This window comes from Halorubrum cibi, assembly GCF_900182635.1.
GTDB lineage: Archaea > Halobacteriota > Halobacteria > Halobacteriales > Haloferacaceae > Halorubrum > Halorubrum cibi.
In genome coordinates this window covers 338,213-353,557 of the sequence record NZ_FXTD01000001.1, presented here as the reverse complement: position 1 = coordinate 353,557, position 15,345 = coordinate 338,213, and the positions used below count along the sequence as shown (strand labels likewise).

The window sequence follows — 15,345 nt, the reverse complement described above, 5'->3', positions numbered from 1 at the left end:
CTCCGTCGGATCGCCCCTCGATCCGCGGCTAATTCGGATTAATCGGGATGAAATCGCCGTAACGTTCTCGGAGGTATATGTTCACACCGGCCCTCGCACGTCGTGAGGGGTTCCCGGCAGGGAGGCGTCTCCACGAGCGGCGTGTTCCGCACGCCCTCGACGTCTCGCCGTGGACCCCTCGTGGACGACACGCCGTCCGTTCGTTCCGAACGCGGTGTGAATCGTCCGAAACCGGGGGGCCATCGGCCCTTCACCGACGGCGACGTGATCGGTCGATCCGCAGAGGCACACGCGTCCCGCCGTCGGACGCGGGCCGTTTCCGTTTCTCGACGGTCGTTCCTTCGTCGATCCGGAGCCGCCGGCACCACATCTGAAAAGAATTAACAGCCTCGGCGCGGAACGGTCCCTCAACAGATGGCAAAGGACGTCAAACCGACTCGGAAGAACCTGATGGCGATCGAAGACCGGATCGAACTCTCCGAGCGGGGCCACGACACGCTCGAACAGAAGCGTGACGGCCTCATCATGGAGTTCATGGACATCCTCGATCAGGCCCAGGACGTCCGGTCGGGCATGGCCGACGATTACGAGACGGCCCAGCGCAAGATCGACATGGCGCGCGCGATGGAGGGCGACGTCGCGGTTCGCGGCGCAGCCGCGGCGCTGAAAGAGCACCCCGAGATCACCACGCAGTCGAAGAACATCATGGGCGTCGTCGTCCCGCAGATCGAGTCATCGAAGGTCAAAAAGAGCCTCGACGAGCGCGGGTACGGCCTGCTCGGCTCCTCGGCGCGCATCGACGAGGCCGCCGACGCCTACGAGGAGCTGCTCGAGTCGATCATCCTCGCCGCCGAGGTCGAGACGGCGATGAAGAAGATGCTCGAGGAGATCGAGACGACGAAACGCCGCGTCAACGCCCTCGAGTTCACGCTTTTACCCCGGCTGTACGAGAACCAGGAGTACATCGAGCAGAAGCTCGAGGAACAGGAGCGCGAGGAGATCTTCCGGCTCAAGAAGATCAAGGCGAAAAAGGAGGAGGAGGAGGCGAAAGAGGAGGTCGAAGCCGAGGCTGCGGCCGCCGCCGGCGCGGTCGAGGAGCCCGAAGCGGCCGACTGATCGGTCCGTTAAATCCGTCTCACCTCTCTCGCTTTCTTTCAGCCCGACCACCGACACGCGTTCAGCCCGACCACCGACATGACCTGTCCACACTGTTCCGCGTCCGTGGTCGCCTTCCTCGTTCCGCCGGACCTCCGCGACCACGCGCCGGCCGACGAGACGGCGATCTGTACGCGATGTCTCGCAACCGCCCCCGCCGCCGACGCGGGGATCGAATCGATGTCCGACGATCCGCCCGACCTCGCCGCCGTCGACCCGGCGTTTCCCGACGGCGACGCCGGGATCGCGCTGGCGCTGCTCTGCGGTCACCTGGGGTCGTTCGCGCTGTCCCGCGCGTCGATCGAGGTGCTCGTCGAGCGCGCCGAGCGGGAGGGAGCGGACGTCTTCGGCTTCCTCGATCGGCTGGACGCCGAGCACGCGCACTTCGACCTCGAACGTCGGCGGACCGCGCTCTTGGACCTACTCTGATCGGTCGTCGATCGGCTCGCTCCGTGCTCAGAGATCGACGCCCGGCGGGTCGTTCCACTCGTCGCCGTCGGCCGGTTCGTCCCCGTCTCCCGCCCGATCTCCGTCGTCTCCATGATTCTCGTCGACCGCTCGACCCCCGGCGGGGGTGCCCCTCTCGTCGCGGGTCCCCGCCCCGCCGGGATCGAGCAGCTCCTCGCCGCGTCTGGACTCGTGAACCTCGAAGGTGGCACCCTGCGCGTACGGGTCCTCCTCGGGGTCGTAGTCGCGTTCGTCGCGCTCGAAGAGGTACGCGAAGAAGCCGAAAAGCGGGACGGCAAACAAGATCGCGGCCCACTTCCGCGGGTTCATCCCGCGCTTCGGCGCGTCGACGTACGCGTACGCCGCGAACGCGGCGAGCCACGCGAGCGGGAGTCCGATCAGGATGGCGGCGAGGAAAGGTTCCATACGGCCGCTTCGGCCCGACGGACATAACTTCCCGGGTCGGATCGGCGTCGCTCGCCGCGTCGGCCGTCGTGTCGTCGCGAGCGGGCCGCCCGCGATCTCCCGGCAATCCCCCCGTCGTCCCCGGGTAATCATATACCGGAAGCACCTGTGTAGGAGCGTATGACATCTCTGCCGTCCGAGACCGTCGGTGACGCGTACACGGATTCGACCGCCTGGGAGCTGCTCGCGAACCTCTCCGACCTCGGTGACCGAATGCCCGGTCACGAGGGCGAGGCCATGGGCGCGTCGCTCGTGGCCGACGCCTTCGAGGAGGCGGGCCTCTCCGAGGTCTCGGTTACGGAGTTCCCGATCCCCGGCTGGTGGCGCGGGGAGGCCTCCCTGACCGTCGATCACGACGGCCGAATGATGACCTTCGACGGCAGCCACGAACTCGTCGAGCTCCCGGGGACGCCCTCGGGCGAGGTGACCGGCGAGATCGTCGACATGGGGTACGGCCTCCCCGAGGACTTCGAGGACGTCGACCTCTCGGGGTGTATCGCGATGGCGTCGAGTATCACGCCCGACGACTACGGCCGCTGGGTTCACCGCAGCGAGAAGTACGACTACGCGTCCGAGTCGGGTGCGGAGGGATTCCTGTTTTACAACCACATCGAGGGGTCGCTCCCGCCGACCGGCTCCATCAACCACACGAACGGGCCGGGGCCGATCCCGGCGGTCGGGCTGAGCAAGGAGCTCGGCAGCCAGCTCGCGCGCCACTGCGACGAGGTTGAGGGCGAGGGCGGCATCGACGCGACGCTCTCGGTCGAGGCGCGAAACGAGCCGGCGACCTCCGCGAACGTCGAGGCCGTCGTCGGACCCGACACCGACGAGGAGGTGCTGTACACCGCCCACGTCGACGCGCACGACGTCGGGGTCGGCGCGAACGACAACGGCTTCGGCTCGGCGCTCGTCGTCGGCGTCGGCCGCGTGCTCGCCTCGATCGAGGACGACCTCGAGACGCGGGTGCGGCTCGTCGTCTTCGGAGCCGAGGAGACCGGTCTCTACGGCTCGTACTACTGGTCGCACACGCACGACCTCGACCGGGTGAAGTGCGTGCTCAACGTCGACGGCGCGGGCTACTCGCGGAACCTCGAGATCTACCCGCACGGCGCGTCGGGGCTCGGCGAGGCGTTCGAGGAGGTGGAAGCGGAGTTCGACGTGCCGATCGTCGTCGAGGACGGGCTCCGCCCGCACAGCGACCACTGGCCGTTCGTCCAGCGCGGCGTCGCCGGCGGACAGGGGCGGTCGACCGCCGAGGGCAGCGGCCGCGGCTGGGGACACACCCACGGCGACACCCTGGACAAACTCGACATCCGTGACCTCCGCGAGCTGACGGTGCTGTGTGCCGCCGGAGTCGCGAAGCTGGCCGAGTCGGACCGCGAGATCGAGGGACGCGATCCGGAGTCGGTGAGAGAGGAGACGGTGGAGGAGGGCCACGACGTCGGGATGAAGGCGACGGACTCCTGGCCGTGGGGTGAAGAGCGGCCGTGGCCGTGGGCCGACGAGGTGGCATGAGCGGGCGAATCGCCCGACACGAGGGGATCCGGATCCCCGTCGGCGACGAGACCGTCGCCGCGACCCGCTATGAGCCCGTCGACGAGCCGGGACCCTCGCCGGCGCTCCTGAGCTACGTTCCGTATCCCCAACAGGACAGCATCACCTACGGCGCGTACGATCCGCTCAACCGATACCTCGCCGCCCGCGGTTACGAGGTGGTCGTCGCCGACATGGTCGGCACCGGCGGATCGACGGGGTTCATCGACGAGCCGTTCACTCGACGTGAGGGCAGAGAGCCCGCCGCGATCGTCGACTGGCTGGCGGACCGGCCGTGGACGACCGGCCGCGTCGGGATGTTCGGGAAGTCCTACGGGGGGATCACCGCGCTCGACGCCGCCGCGCAGCGACCGGACGCGCTCGAGGCGATCGTCCCGATCCACACGCCGTTCGAGGGACTCAGAAACGCGTACACCTACGGGGGGCTCTTCGAGTTCCTCACCATCGGGATGGACTGGCTCACGTTGATGCAGGCGCTCGACGCGAAGCCGCCCTCCGATCCCGCCGGCGATCCCGCCTCGCTCGACGCGTGGCTGGACCGGCTCGACCGGCTGGACGACCGCGACCCGTGGCTGCTCCAGTTCCTCGAGGCCGGCCCGGACGGCGAGTACTGGGCGGACAAGACGATCCCCGTCGAGCGGATCGACGTCCCCGTCCTCGCCGTCGACGGCTGGCGTGACCCCTACACGGAGGACACGCTCCGGTACGTCGACCGGATCGACGCGCCGACCCGCGTCCTGTTCGGTCCGTGGCGTCATCGGATGCCCCACCGCGGCCGCGAGTCGGCGATCGACTTCCGCCGGCAGGTCGCAGACTGGTTCGACCGATTCCTCCGCGGGAAGGACACCGGAGTCCTCGAGCACCCGACCTATCGGATATGGACCGAGCGGAACGGCGGGGGAACCGAGGCGGGCTGCTGGCGCGGGCTCGACGCGTGGCCGACGCTCGAGGACGCGGGGGCGGACCGGATCGAGTTCGCGCTGGCTCCGGAGGGGCTCGTCGACCCCGCGGTCGGCGGATCGGACGCGGTCGGCGAGTTGACTCCGACCGCGAACGCGACGGGGTTCACGGAGCCGGCCGAGTTCGCGTACGAGCCGGATCCGACGGTCGGGCTCGCCTCGGTCGATCCGTACGGCGCGGCGATCGCCCCGCCGGTCACGAACGACGACGACGCGCGAACGCTCGCGTTCGACACCGGCCCGCTCGATCGACCCGTGGAGATCACGGGGACGGGCGAGGTCGAACTCCGGATCGAGTCGCCCGTCTCGGACCCCTCGATCGCCGTTCGACTGATCGACGTCGACCCCTGCGGCCGGGGGCGGACGGTGACGCGAGGAGCGGCCCGCGGGGCCTTCCGCGACGGGTTGGACTCCCGGGACCCGCTGTCGACGAACGGGGAGGCGGAGCTCGCGGTCACGCTGGATCCGACCTCCCACGTCTTCGAGGCGGGCCACCGGATCCGGGTCGCGATCGGGACCGCGCTCTTTCCCGAGGTTGCCCGTCTTCCCCGACGGACTGGCTCGTCACCGGGTGATCCCCTCACCGTCCGATCGAGCCCGGCGACCCCCTCGCGGCTGCGGTTCCCCGGCCGTCGTCACGACGGGGACGATCCCGCCTTCGCGGACGCGGTTCGGATGGCGGGACCGGACGAGGAGCGGATTCCGGCACACGCCGAGCGCGCGATCGGATCGACCGAGTGGGAGACCGCTCGGGAACACGTCTCGGGACGGGTCCGCGCCCGCAAGTCGGGGGAGAAGCGCGTCGACCTGCCGCACGGGACGTTCGTCTCGGAGTCGACGCACGAGGCGACGGTCGACGAGGACGACCCGGCGTCGATCTCGGCGCGGAACGAGCATCGGCTGACCGTCGAGAACGACCTCGGCGAGTTCCTCGTGGAGGCGACGAACCGGATCTCGACGTCGGGGTGCCGGGTCCGAACGACCGTCTCACACGAGGGGAGGACGCTCTACGAGGGCGAGTGGACTCGATAGCGGACCGATCGTCCCCGACGCGTCGCGGTCGCGGTCGCTCGCCGGAGCACGTACACTGATGTCTCAGGAGCCGTTCGGTTCACCCGTTATGACGGATCGATGCGGCGGTCACGCGGCACGCGACGGAGGGAACCGATGAAGGTGGGTACGGCCGAGGCCGATCCGGGCGAGCGGGCGACCGGCTATCGGGCGGTCACGGAGCTTCCGACCGGCGGATCCGAGGAGCTCCCGGTGACGGTGCTCAACGGCGTCGATCCCGGGCCGACGGTGTGGGTGACTGGAACGATCCACGGCGACGAGCCGACCGGGATGGCGGTGACTCACGACGTCGCGGAGCGGATCGACGTCGCCGACCTCGCGGGGGCGGTAGTCTGTTTACCGATCATGAACCCCGCGGGGTTCCGAACCAACTCGCGGACCGCCTACTACCACGGGGACGACCCGAACCGCTACTTCGGTCGCGACGACGCCGACACGGAGACCCCGCCCCGCGTCCAACGGGTCGTCTGCGAGCGGATATACGAGGACATGCGAGAGACCGCAGACGCCATCGTGGCGTTACACACGTCGTGGGTCGCCACCCATCCGTACACGATCCAGCCCCGGGTTCCCTACGGCGAGGACCGGAGCGTGTCGGACGCGGCGGTGCTCCGCGACCGACTCGTCGAACTCACCGAGGCGTTCGGGATGCCGGTCGTCAACCAGTACCCGCCGGGCGAGACCGAGACCCGCGACCTCCAGCACTCGCTCACCGGAGCGGCCGTCGCCGACGGTATCCCCGCGTTCACCCCGGAGCTCGGCGGCCGGTTCGTCGTCGAGCACGACGTCGCCGCGGCGGCCGCGGACGGCACGTGGAACGTCCTACACGCGCTCGAGATGGTCGAGGAACCCGCAGACCGACACGCCGAGTTCGACTTCGACTCCGAGGACCAACTGCGTCGGTTCGACGGCCCATATACCGACGTCGCTGGGATCGTCCGCTACCGGACCACGGAGGGGGAGTTCGTGGAGGCCGGCCAGGTCGTCGCCGAGATCGTCGACCCGCACGGCGAATCGAAACGGGAGATCGAAGCCGACCGAGACGGCTACGTCCTCAGTCGCCGCGAGCGAGTCGCGGTCTACGAGAACGACGTGCTCCTCGACATGGCGGTCCCGGACGAGGACCCGCTGTTGATCGAATCTGAGTAGTCGCGCCGCCCGACCACCGAACCGTCCGACCAGCGCCTCGCCCCGGCCGCCGCGCCGCACGACCACCGTACTGCCCCGGCCGCGCTCCACTCGAGTGCGGGAGTATTTACCGACTGGCGACGACGTGACCGACGTGCGACTCGTCCATCGACCCGACCGGGATCCGCCCGTGAACCGTGATGCGCGGACCCTCGCGCGCGACGTCGACGTCGCGCGCTCCCGGCTCGCGCAGGCGCGCGGGCTGATGTTCCGCCGGTCGATCCCCGACGACTACGCGCTCGTGTTCCCGTTCGGGGAGTCGGAGACGCGCTGGCTCCACATGCTCTTCGTCCCGTTCGCGATCGACGCGGTCTGGATCGTCGACGGAGAGGTCACGAAGGTGAAACGGCTCGCGCCGTTCGTCGGGCTCGCTCACGGGGCGGCCGACACCGTCGTCGAGCTGCCCGCGGGGGCGGCAGACGGAGTCGAGGTCGGCGACGGGATCCGGCTCCGCGAGTGACCGGTGGCGGAAGACACGAGCGTCCTCGCCGGTCTCACGCGTTCTCGGGGACCCGGAGACTGAGTTCGATCCGGCTCCCGCCGTTCGTGCTCTCGGTGATGTCGAGGCGGCCGCCGGCGGCGGTGACGATCCAGTGAACGTACCACAGCCCGAGGCCGCTCGTGTGTTTCAGCTGCGTCTCCTCGCCCGTGAGTACGGCCCGTTCGGCGGGAGGGATCCCGGGGCCGTCGTCGGCGACGACGAGCGAGACCCACGACTCGCTGGGGAGTTCGGCGGCCGAGACGCGGACGCTCGGCCGGTCGGCGTCGCCGTGACGGATCGCGTTGTCGAGGAGTTCGGCGATGGCGTCGGCGAGCCGGTCGACCCCGGAGACGGTGACGCCGCGCGGGACGTCGACCTCGACGTCGGCCGACTCGCGGAGCCGCGGTGGAAGCGACGCGAGCGCGGAGGACACGACCCGCGAGAGCGGGAGCGGTTCCGGTTCCGGCCGTTCGGCGAGCAGTCGCTCGACCTTCCGGGCGGTCTCGCCGAGGCGGAGCAGGCGGCCCGCCGTGTCGACCACGCGGTCGAGCTGTTCCGTCACCGCCGGGTCCTCGACCGCGTTTCTCGCCTGTTCGGAGAAGCCGGTCACGACGTTGAGGTCGTTCCGGAAGTTGTGTCTGAGTACTCGAGTCAACACCGCGAGCCGCTCCGCTCGGACCGACTCGTCGGTCCGGTCCTCGCCGAGCACGACGGCCCCGACGACCGCCGACCCGTCGGTCACCGGCCCCATCGTCAGCCGATACGGTACCTCCTCGCCGGACCGCGTCAGGAGCGTCGCCTTGCACTCGGCGACCGATCCGTCCCGATAGACTCGCGTCAGTCCCTCGGAAAGGGTCGATCGACCGTCGGCGTCGAACAGCTCGGCGAACGCGCGACCGTCGAGGCTTCCCGCTCCGTAGCCGGTGTCCTCGCTCGCCCGTTCGTTCCATCGGCTGATCGTCCCCTGGGTGTCACACCGAAACAGCGCCATCGGGAGCGTCGACGCGACCGCGTCGAGGGTCCGAGCGCGCGCACGATTGCCGCGCTCGGCTCGGACCCGGGGCGTCACGTCGGTCGCGACCGCGATCAACCACTCCCGATCCCCGAGCGTCGTGGCGTGCGCGCGGAGGCGGATCCGCCGCGTGTCGCCGTCGATCTCGACGTCCACTTCCGTGGCGATCGAACCGTCGCTCGGGGAGAGATCCGAGAACACACCCTCGACCGGGTCTTCGCCGATCGTCGTTCCGGAGACGGCCAGATCCGACAGCCCCGACAGCGTCAGCGTAGACGAGTCTCGTGAGAGGAGCGTCGACGCCGCGTCGTTGACGGCGCGTATCGCGAGGCTCTCGGGATCACAGGCGAGCGCCGCCGCCGGGATCGCTCCGACGAGCGAGCGCGCGAGCGCGACGTCGTCCCCGCGAGCCATGACTACCGAAGGAAACACGCCCGGACGTATATGAATGCGTGTTCGTCCGAGCGATCCCGTCGGTGAGCCGGTCCGACCGGGCCATCCGGTCGTCCGCCCCGATCAGTCGGCTTTCGCCTGCCAGTCGCGGACGGTGTCCGGGCCGACGCCGTCGACGTCGCCGGCGAGCTCGTCGGGGTCGGCCGATTTGAGCTCGTCGACCCCTCCGATCCCCGCGCCGTGTAGTTTCTCGGCCGTCTTCTCGCCGATGCCCTCGACGGTCTGGAGCTCGGATCCCTCCTCGCGCGCCCGGAACTCCCGGTAGTTACAGATCGGACAGCCGAGCTCCCACGGTTCGTCCCCGGAGTGGACCCGGAGGTGCGGGAGGTCGTGCTCCTCACACCGCTCGTCCGTCACCTCGATCTCGCCGCGGCGGGGCAGCGGCAGCGAGTAGTCACAGTCCGGGTAGCGCGTACAGCCGACCAGCCGCGAACCCGAACGGAGCCGCTTGATCGCCAACTCCCCGCCGTGGTCGTCACCGCACTCCGGACACGCCCCGATCACCTCGTCGTCGGCCTCGTCCGCCTCGTCGGCCTTACATTGAGGACAGCCGTGGACGAACGTCTTCCGGCCCGCGAGCATCTTCACGTGGTGGAGGTCGTGGTCCTCGCAGGTCTCCTCGAGTATGAGCGGCTTCCCGGTGGAGGGGAGCGGGAGGGTGAACTCGCAGTCGGGATAGCCGTCACAACCGACGAAGTACGAGCCCGCTCGCGACTGCCTGACGAGGAGGTCCGAGCCGCACTCCGGACAGGGTCCGAGCGTCTTGTCCGCCTTCAGCGACTCCTGGAGTTGGTCGCCGATCGCCTCGCGCGACTCGGTGAGGTCATCGAAGACGCGCTCGAGCAGCTCGCGGGAGGCGGCGGTCACGTCGTCGTAACCCTTCTCACCGGCAGCGATCGCCTGCATGTCGCGTTCGAGCTGGGCGGTCATCTCCTCGCTCACGACGTGTTCGGCGAACCCCTCCGCGGCCTCGACGACCGACTCGGCGAGCCGGGTCGGCCGTGGCGGGTCGCTCTCGACGTAGCCGCGGTCGTACAGCTTCTCGAGGGTGCGGTGTCTGGTGGCTTTGGTCCCCACGCCGCGTTTCTCCATCTCCTCGATCAGCCGCGACTGGCCGTACCGGCGGGGCGGCTGGGTCTCCTTGGCCTCCGTCCGGCGGCCCGAGAGCGCCAGCGTCTCGCCGACCTCGACGTCCGGGACGATCCGCTCGTCGCTGGAGCGGTAGGGATACACCTCGTGGTAGCCGGCCTCCAGCAGGCGCTTGCCGTTCGCCTTCAGGCGGAGCCCGCCGTCGGCGGCCAGTTCGGGAGTCCCCTCGGCGTCCTCGGGGTTCCGGAGCGCGGCGACCGGGTCGGCCTCGGCCGCGATCGCGGTCGCCTCGCCGTTCGCGAGCGCGACGACGCGCAGCCGCTCCCACTCGGCGGCCGGCGCGCAGGTGGCCAGGAAGCGGCGAACGATGAGCTCGTACACCTCCCGCTCGTCGTCGTCGAGGTCCGACGCGCCGGGTAAGTCGCCGGTCGGGTGGATCGGCGGGTGGTCGGTGGTCTCCTCGTCGCCCTCCGTGGGCTCGATCTCCTCGCGTTCGAGGAGGGAAGAGGCATCGTCGCCGAAGGCCGCGTCGGCCGACAGCGCCTCGAGCAGCTCGCGCGGCTCGAGGTCGTCGGGGTACACCGTGTTGTCGGTCCGCGGGTAGGTGACGTAGCCGGCGGTGTACAGCTCCTCGGCGATCGACATCGCGCGCTGGGCGGAGTAGCCGAGCGACCCCGCCGCGCGGATGTACGCGGTCGTGTTGAACGGGGTCGGCGGCTCGTCGGTCCGCGTGCGGCGGCGCACGTCGTCGACCACGGCGTCCTCGGCGGCCGCGAGCGCCTCCGTGAGCGTGTCGGCGACCGACTCGTTCCACACCCGTTCGGCCTCGTTGCCCGCGTCGTTCTCGAAGAAGTACTGCGCCTCGAAGGGGTCGCCGCCCGCCTTCGAGAGGTCGCCGAACAGCTCCCAGTACGCCTCCGGGTCGAACGCGCGGATCTCGCGCTCGCGATCGACGATCAGCTTGAGCGTCGGTCCCTGGACCCGCCCGACCGAGATGAAGTCGTTGCCCAGTTGGCGGGCGGATAAGGAGAGGAAACGAGTGAGCGCCGCCCCCCACGTGAGGTCGATCACCTGGCGGGCCTCGCCGGCGGCTGCGAGGTCGAAGTCGAGGTCGTCGGGGTCCGCGAAGGCCTCTTTCACTTCGTTTTCCGTGATCGAGGAGAACCGCACGCGGTCGATCGGCGCGTCCTCGTTGACCTCCCGGACCAGTTCGTACGCCTCCTTGCCGATCAGCTCCCCCTCGCGGTCGTAGTCGGTGGCGATCGTCACGCGGGAAGCGTTTCGCGCGATCGTCCGGAGCGCGCTCACGATCCCCTCCTGGGTCGGCGTCTTGCGGACCGGCGCGTCGATCAGCTCGACGGGCTCGACGTCGCGCCAGTCGCTGTACTCCGGCGGGAAGTCGACGCCGACGACGTGGCCCGAGAGGCCGATACACCGCTTGCCGCCCCACTTGTACACGTTGACGTCGTTTCTCCGCTCCGCGGTCGCGGAGCCGCCGCTCAGGATCTCGGCGATCCGTCGGGCGGCGTTGTCCTTCTCCGTGATTATCAGTTCGGGGCCGCGACTCATTGCGACTGGGTACGCCGCTCTCGCGTCTAAAGTTTTCGCGACGCGCCTTGCGAACTCCTCGCACGCGCCCCCGACGACGCCGGTCGGCTACTCCGCGTTCCGCTCGTCCGCGCCGTCGAGGGTGATCTCGGTCACTTCGACGATCCGATCGTCCGCGAGCAGCGCCTCGAGCGCCGCGTCGGGGATCGGGTGGTCGAGGTTGTACACCGTCAGCGCCTGTCCGCCCTGGGTCTCGCGGGCGTTGAACATCCCCGCGATGTTGACGTCGTGGTCGCCGAGGACGGTTCCGATGAGGCCGATGACGCCCGGCTCGTCGGTGTTACGCGCGACGAGCATGTGGCCGTACGGGACGGCGTCGACGCGGAAGCCGTCGATCCGGACGATCCGCGGGTCCTCGCCCGCGAACAGCGTCCCCTCGACGGAGAGCTGGTCGTCGCCGTTGTGAACCGTGACCCGGACGACGCTCTGGAAGTCCTCGGTCTGGCGAGTCTTCGACTCGGTCACCTCGATGCCGCGCTCCTCGGCGAGCCGCGGGGCGTTGACCGCGTTCACCTGCCACTCGAGCGGCTCGAAGACGCCCTTCAGCGCCGATGCCGTGACGAGCTCGACGTCCTCGGCGGCGATGTCGCCCTCGTAGGTCACCTCGACGCCCGTGATCCGGCCGTCGAGCAGCTGGGCCGCGACCTTGCCGGCGGTCTCCGCGACGGCGATGTACGGCTCGATTCGCGGGAACGCCGTCTCGTCGACCGAGGGCGCGTTGAGCGCCGTGAGCACCGGCTCGCCGTTGAACGCCGCGATCACGGCCTCGGCGGTGTCGACGGCGACGTTCTCCTGGGCGGCCTCCGTCGACGCGCCGAGGTGCGGCGTGACGACCACGTCCTCGACGTCGAGGAGCGGGGAGTCGTCCGGCAGCGGCTCCTCGGCGAAGGAGTCGAGCGCGGCGCCGGCGACGACGCCGTCGTCGACTGCCTCGGCGAGCGCGTCCTCGTCGACGATGCCGCCGCGGGCGCAGTTGATCAGGTAGCCGCCCTCCAGCTGTGCCAGTTCGTCCTCGCCGATCATGCCCTCGGTCTCGGGGAGGAGCGGAGTGTGGACCGTCGCCACGTCGGCGCGTGAGAGCGTCTCGTGGAGGTCGTCGACGAGGTCCGCGCCGAACTGCGCCGCGCGCTCCTCGGAGATGTACGGGTCGTAGACGACCAGATCCATCCCCAGCGAGTCGAGCCGCTTCGCGACCTCCTGGCCGACGCGGCCGAGCCCGACGATGCCGAGCGTCTTGTTGTTGAGTTCCGTGCCGAGGAACTCGCCTTTCGCCCACTCGCCGCCCTTCAGCCGGCCGTGCGCCTGCGGGATCGACCGCGCGACGGCGAACGTCATCGCGACCGTGTGCTCGGCGGCGGCCCGGACGTTCCCCTCCGGGGCGTTGGCGACGATGACGCCGTGGTCGGTCGCGGCGTCGATGTCGATGTTGTCGACGCCGATGCCGGCGCGGCCGACGATGACGAGGTCCTCCGCGGCCTCGAACACCTCGCGGGAGACGTCCGTCCCCGAGCGAACGACCAGCGCGTTGGCGTCGCTCACGGCGTCCAAGAGCGCCTCGCCCTCGACGTCGTAGTCGGTCTCCACCTCGTGGCCGGCCTCCCGGAGCCGCTCAAGGCCCGGGTCGGCGATCGGGTCCGTGACGAGTACCTTCATGTCCGTACCGACCCTCGGCGCGGTGTTAACGCTTTCTTCATCGCGCCGTTTTTCCGCTCCCGAACCCTCCTTCGTGTGTCACTTTCGATCCGCGATCGTGGGTATTCATCCCCTCGTTTCGGATGGAACCACCTCGTCCGTGCGTACCGCCGCGGACTGGCCGTCACGGACCGAGCGCCGGGTCGTCGGGGGCGGCGGTGCCTCGTCGCGACGATCTCCCTCGCGGGGCGTCGCCGATACACCCTTTCGGGTCGGCGCGCATGTGGGGGTATGGACCTCACGCTCTCGTTTCTCGGGGCCGCCGCGATCCTCGCACTGACCGGGATCAGCGCCTTCTTCTCGAGTTCGGAACTCGCCGTGTTCTCGGTCGCGAAACACCGCGTCGACGCGCTCGTCGCCGACGGGATCCCCGGAAGCGCGGCGCTCGCGTCGCTCCGGGAGAACCCGCACCGCTTCCTCGTCACCGCGCTCGTGAGCAACAACGTCGCGAACATCGCGGCCGCCTCCGTCGCGACCGCGGTGCTCGTCCAGTACCTCCCGGCCGGACAGGCCGCGACCGGCTCCACCGTCTTCACCTCGTTTTTCGTCATCGTCTTCGGCGAGATCGCGCCGAAGTCGTACGCGGTCGCGAACGCCGAGCGGCACGCGCTCCGGGTCGCCCGCCCGGTCGTCGCGGTTCAGCGGCTCCTCCGGCCGATCCTCTACGTCTTCGAGGCCGCGAGCGGGCTCGTCACCCGCGTCGTCGGCGGCGACACGGCCATCGAATCGTACCTGAGCCGCGAGGAGATCCAGACGCTCGTGCTCTCGGGCGAGGAGACCGGCGCGCTCGACCCCGACGAGGGCGCGATGATCCGCGGCGTCCTCGACCTGGGCGCGACCCGCGTCACCGCCGTGATGGTCCCCCGAACCGACATGGTCGCGGTCCCCGACACGGCGACGCCCCGCGAGGTCGTCTCGGCGGCCACGGCGGCGCACGTCACCCGGCTGCCCGTCTACGGCGAGAACCGCGACGACGTGGTGGGGATCGTCGACGTCCGCGACGCGATCCGCGCCGACGAGGCGGACGAGGGGCTCGCGAGCGTCCTCACGGAGCCGACGTTCGTCCCCGAGACGAAACCGGTCGACGAGCTGTTCGCGGAGATGCGCGAGAGCGGCGCGCGGATGGTCGTTGTCGTCGACGAGTTCGGCGCAGTCGTCGGGCTCGCGACGCTCGAGGACGTGCTCGAGGAGGTGGTCGGCGAGCTGGTCGGGCGCGGCGAGACCGACCACGTCGACGTCCTCGAGCCGGGCGTCGCGGTCGCGCGCGGCTGGACCACCGTGGCGTACCTCAACGACGCGCTCGGGCTCTCGCTGCCGATCGACGGCGGGTTCGAGACGGTCGCCGGGCTGATCACGGAGCGGGTCGGCCGTCTCCCGGAGGAGGGCGACCGCGTCGCGGTCGGCGAGGTCACCCTCGTCGTCGCCGACGCGACCCCGACGCGCGTGACGCGGGTCCGCGTCGAACACCCGGTCGCGGGTCCCGGCGAGGGCGAACCCGACGCGGGCTCGTCCTGACCCTCGGCGTCACCCGGACCCGAGCGCGAACGTCTCGATCGGCTCGTAGACCGGGCCGTCCTCCGTGGGCGTCGACTCGATCAGCCGGACTTCCTCGACCTCGAACGCCCCGAGTTCGGGGTCGCGCTCGCGGACGACCTCCCGCGCGAGTCCCTTCCCGCGGCCGTCGTCCGTCCGCGCGAGGGTGACGTGCGGCGTGAACTCGTGGGATTCCGGCTCGAACCCGAGCGCGGTCGTCTCCGCCTCCAACGCCTCGTGGAGGCGGGTCAGCGCCTCCGTCTCCTCCCCGATCCCCGCCCAGACGACGGAGACGTACTCGAGCGAGGGGAAGACGCCGAGTCCCTCGACCGTACAGTCGAACGGGCCGACGCCGGCGTCCTCGACCGCGCGCTCGCCGGCGGCGCGCACGTCCTCCAGGTCGCCGGCGGCGACGTCGCCGAGGAACTTCAGCGTGAGGTGCGCCTGCTCCGGGTCCGTGAACCGGATCCCCGGCGCGTCCGCGAACGCCGACTGGAGGTCGGCGATCGGCTCCGCGAGGCCGTCGGGCAGCTCGACGGCGAAGAACGCCCGGACGGACGACGGGGATGACGAGGACGGTGACGGAGACGGCGACATGAACGGGAGATACGGTCGCCGGGGACTCATGGCTTCCGCCG

General features: G+C 70.1%; 12 protein-coding genes. 7 read left to right on the top strand and 5 right to left on the bottom strand.

Features of this window, described 5'->3' with window-relative positions; translation table 11 throughout:
• Positions 1 to 414: 414 nt before the first annotated feature.
• Both FN829_RS01665 and FN829_RS01660 read left to right on the top strand, forming a co-directional pair.
• The gene (locus tag FN829_RS01665) at positions 415 to 1,116 is read left to right on the top strand and encodes a V-type ATP synthase subunit D (RefSeq protein ID WP_142985261.1); all 702 of its coding nucleotides are present in this window, start codon (positions 415 to 417) and stop codon (positions 1,114 to 1,116) included.
• Between the two features lie 78 nt (positions 1,117 to 1,194).
• The gene (locus FN829_RS01660; RefSeq protein ID WP_142985260.1) at positions 1,195 to 1,584 is read left to right on the top strand and encodes a DUF6276 family protein; all 390 of its coding nucleotides are present in this window, start codon (positions 1,195 to 1,197) and stop codon (positions 1,582 to 1,584) included.
• A 27-nt stretch (positions 1,585 to 1,611) separates the two neighbouring features.
• On the opposite strand, the gene FN829_RS01655 is transcribed toward FN829_RS01660, so the two are convergent.
• Positions 1,612 to 2,028, bottom strand: coding sequence for a PLD nuclease N-terminal domain-containing protein (locus FN829_RS01655; protein WP_142985259.1), 417 nt, complete (start codon positions 2,026 to 2,028; stop codon positions 1,612 to 1,614).
• 159 nt (positions 2,029 to 2,187) lie between these two features.
• Here FN829_RS01655 and FN829_RS01650 point away from each other — a divergent pair, with 159 nt between their 5' ends.
• The 4 genes from FN829_RS01650 (at position 2,188) to FN829_RS01635 (ending at position 7,299) form a co-directional block, all read left to right on the top strand.
• Complete coding sequence (locus FN829_RS01650; RefSeq protein WP_142985258.1) at positions 2,188 to 3,582, top strand: M28 family peptidase; 1,395 nt, start codon at positions 2,188 to 2,190, stop codon at positions 3,580 to 3,582.
• On the top strand, positions 3,579 to 5,612 hold the full coding sequence (locus FN829_RS01645; RefSeq protein ID WP_142985257.1) for a CocE/NonD family hydrolase: 2,034 nt from the start codon (positions 3,579 to 3,581) through the stop codon (positions 5,610 to 5,612). The genes FN829_RS01650 and FN829_RS01645 overlap by 4 nt, the downstream gene beginning before the upstream one ends.
• Before the next feature lie 135 nt (positions 5,613 to 5,747).
• Positions 5,748 to 6,800: a succinylglutamate desuccinylase/aspartoacylase family protein gene (locus FN829_RS01640; RefSeq protein ID WP_185955659.1), complete on the top strand. Its 1,053-nt coding sequence runs from the start codon at positions 5,748 to 5,750 to the stop codon at positions 6,798 to 6,800.
• Positions 6,801 to 6,924: 124 nt separating this feature from the next.
• On the top strand, positions 6,925 to 7,299 hold the full coding sequence (locus tag FN829_RS01635) for a DUF192 domain-containing protein (protein WP_142985255.1): 375 nt from the start codon (positions 6,925 to 6,927) through the stop codon (positions 7,297 to 7,299).
• Between the two features lie 34 nt (positions 7,300 to 7,333).
• Here FN829_RS01635 and FN829_RS01630 read toward each other — a convergent pair whose 3' ends face one another.
• The 3 genes from FN829_RS01630 to serA all read right to left on the bottom strand — a co-directional run bounded on the left by FN829_RS01630 (position 7,334) and on the right by serA (position 13,135).
• Positions 7,334 to 8,746, bottom strand: a complete 1,413-nt coding sequence (locus FN829_RS01630; RefSeq protein ID WP_142985254.1) for an ATP-binding protein — start codon at positions 8,744 to 8,746, stop codon at positions 7,334 to 7,336.
• A gap of 102 nt (positions 8,747 to 8,848) precedes the next feature.
• On the bottom strand, positions 8,849 to 11,443 hold the full coding sequence (locus FN829_RS01625; protein ID WP_142985253.1) for a DNA topoisomerase I: 2,595 nt from the start codon (positions 11,441 to 11,443) through the stop codon (positions 8,849 to 8,851).
• A gap of 87 nt (positions 11,444 to 11,530) precedes the next feature.
• Positions 11,531 to 13,135, bottom strand: coding sequence for a phosphoglycerate dehydrogenase (gene serA, locus FN829_RS01620; protein WP_142985252.1), 1,605 nt, complete (start codon positions 13,133 to 13,135; stop codon positions 11,531 to 11,533).
• A gap of 270 nt (positions 13,136 to 13,405) precedes the next feature.
• On the opposite strand from serA, the gene FN829_RS01615 reads away from it, so the two are divergent.
• The gene (locus tag FN829_RS01615) at positions 13,406 to 14,689 is read left to right on the top strand and encodes a hemolysin family protein (protein WP_142985251.1); all 1,284 of its coding nucleotides are present in this window, start codon (positions 13,406 to 13,408) and stop codon (positions 14,687 to 14,689) included.
• A gap of 9 nt (positions 14,690 to 14,698) precedes the next feature.
• Here the strand turns inward: FN829_RS01615 and thpR are convergent, their stop codons facing one another.
• Positions 14,699 to 15,304 (bottom strand): RNA 2',3'-cyclic phosphodiesterase, encoded by a 606-nt coding sequence (gene thpR / locus FN829_RS01610; protein WP_142985441.1) that lies wholly within the window; start codon positions 15,302 to 15,304, stop codon positions 14,699 to 14,701.
• Between the last annotated feature and the right edge of the window lie 41 nt (positions 15,305 to 15,345).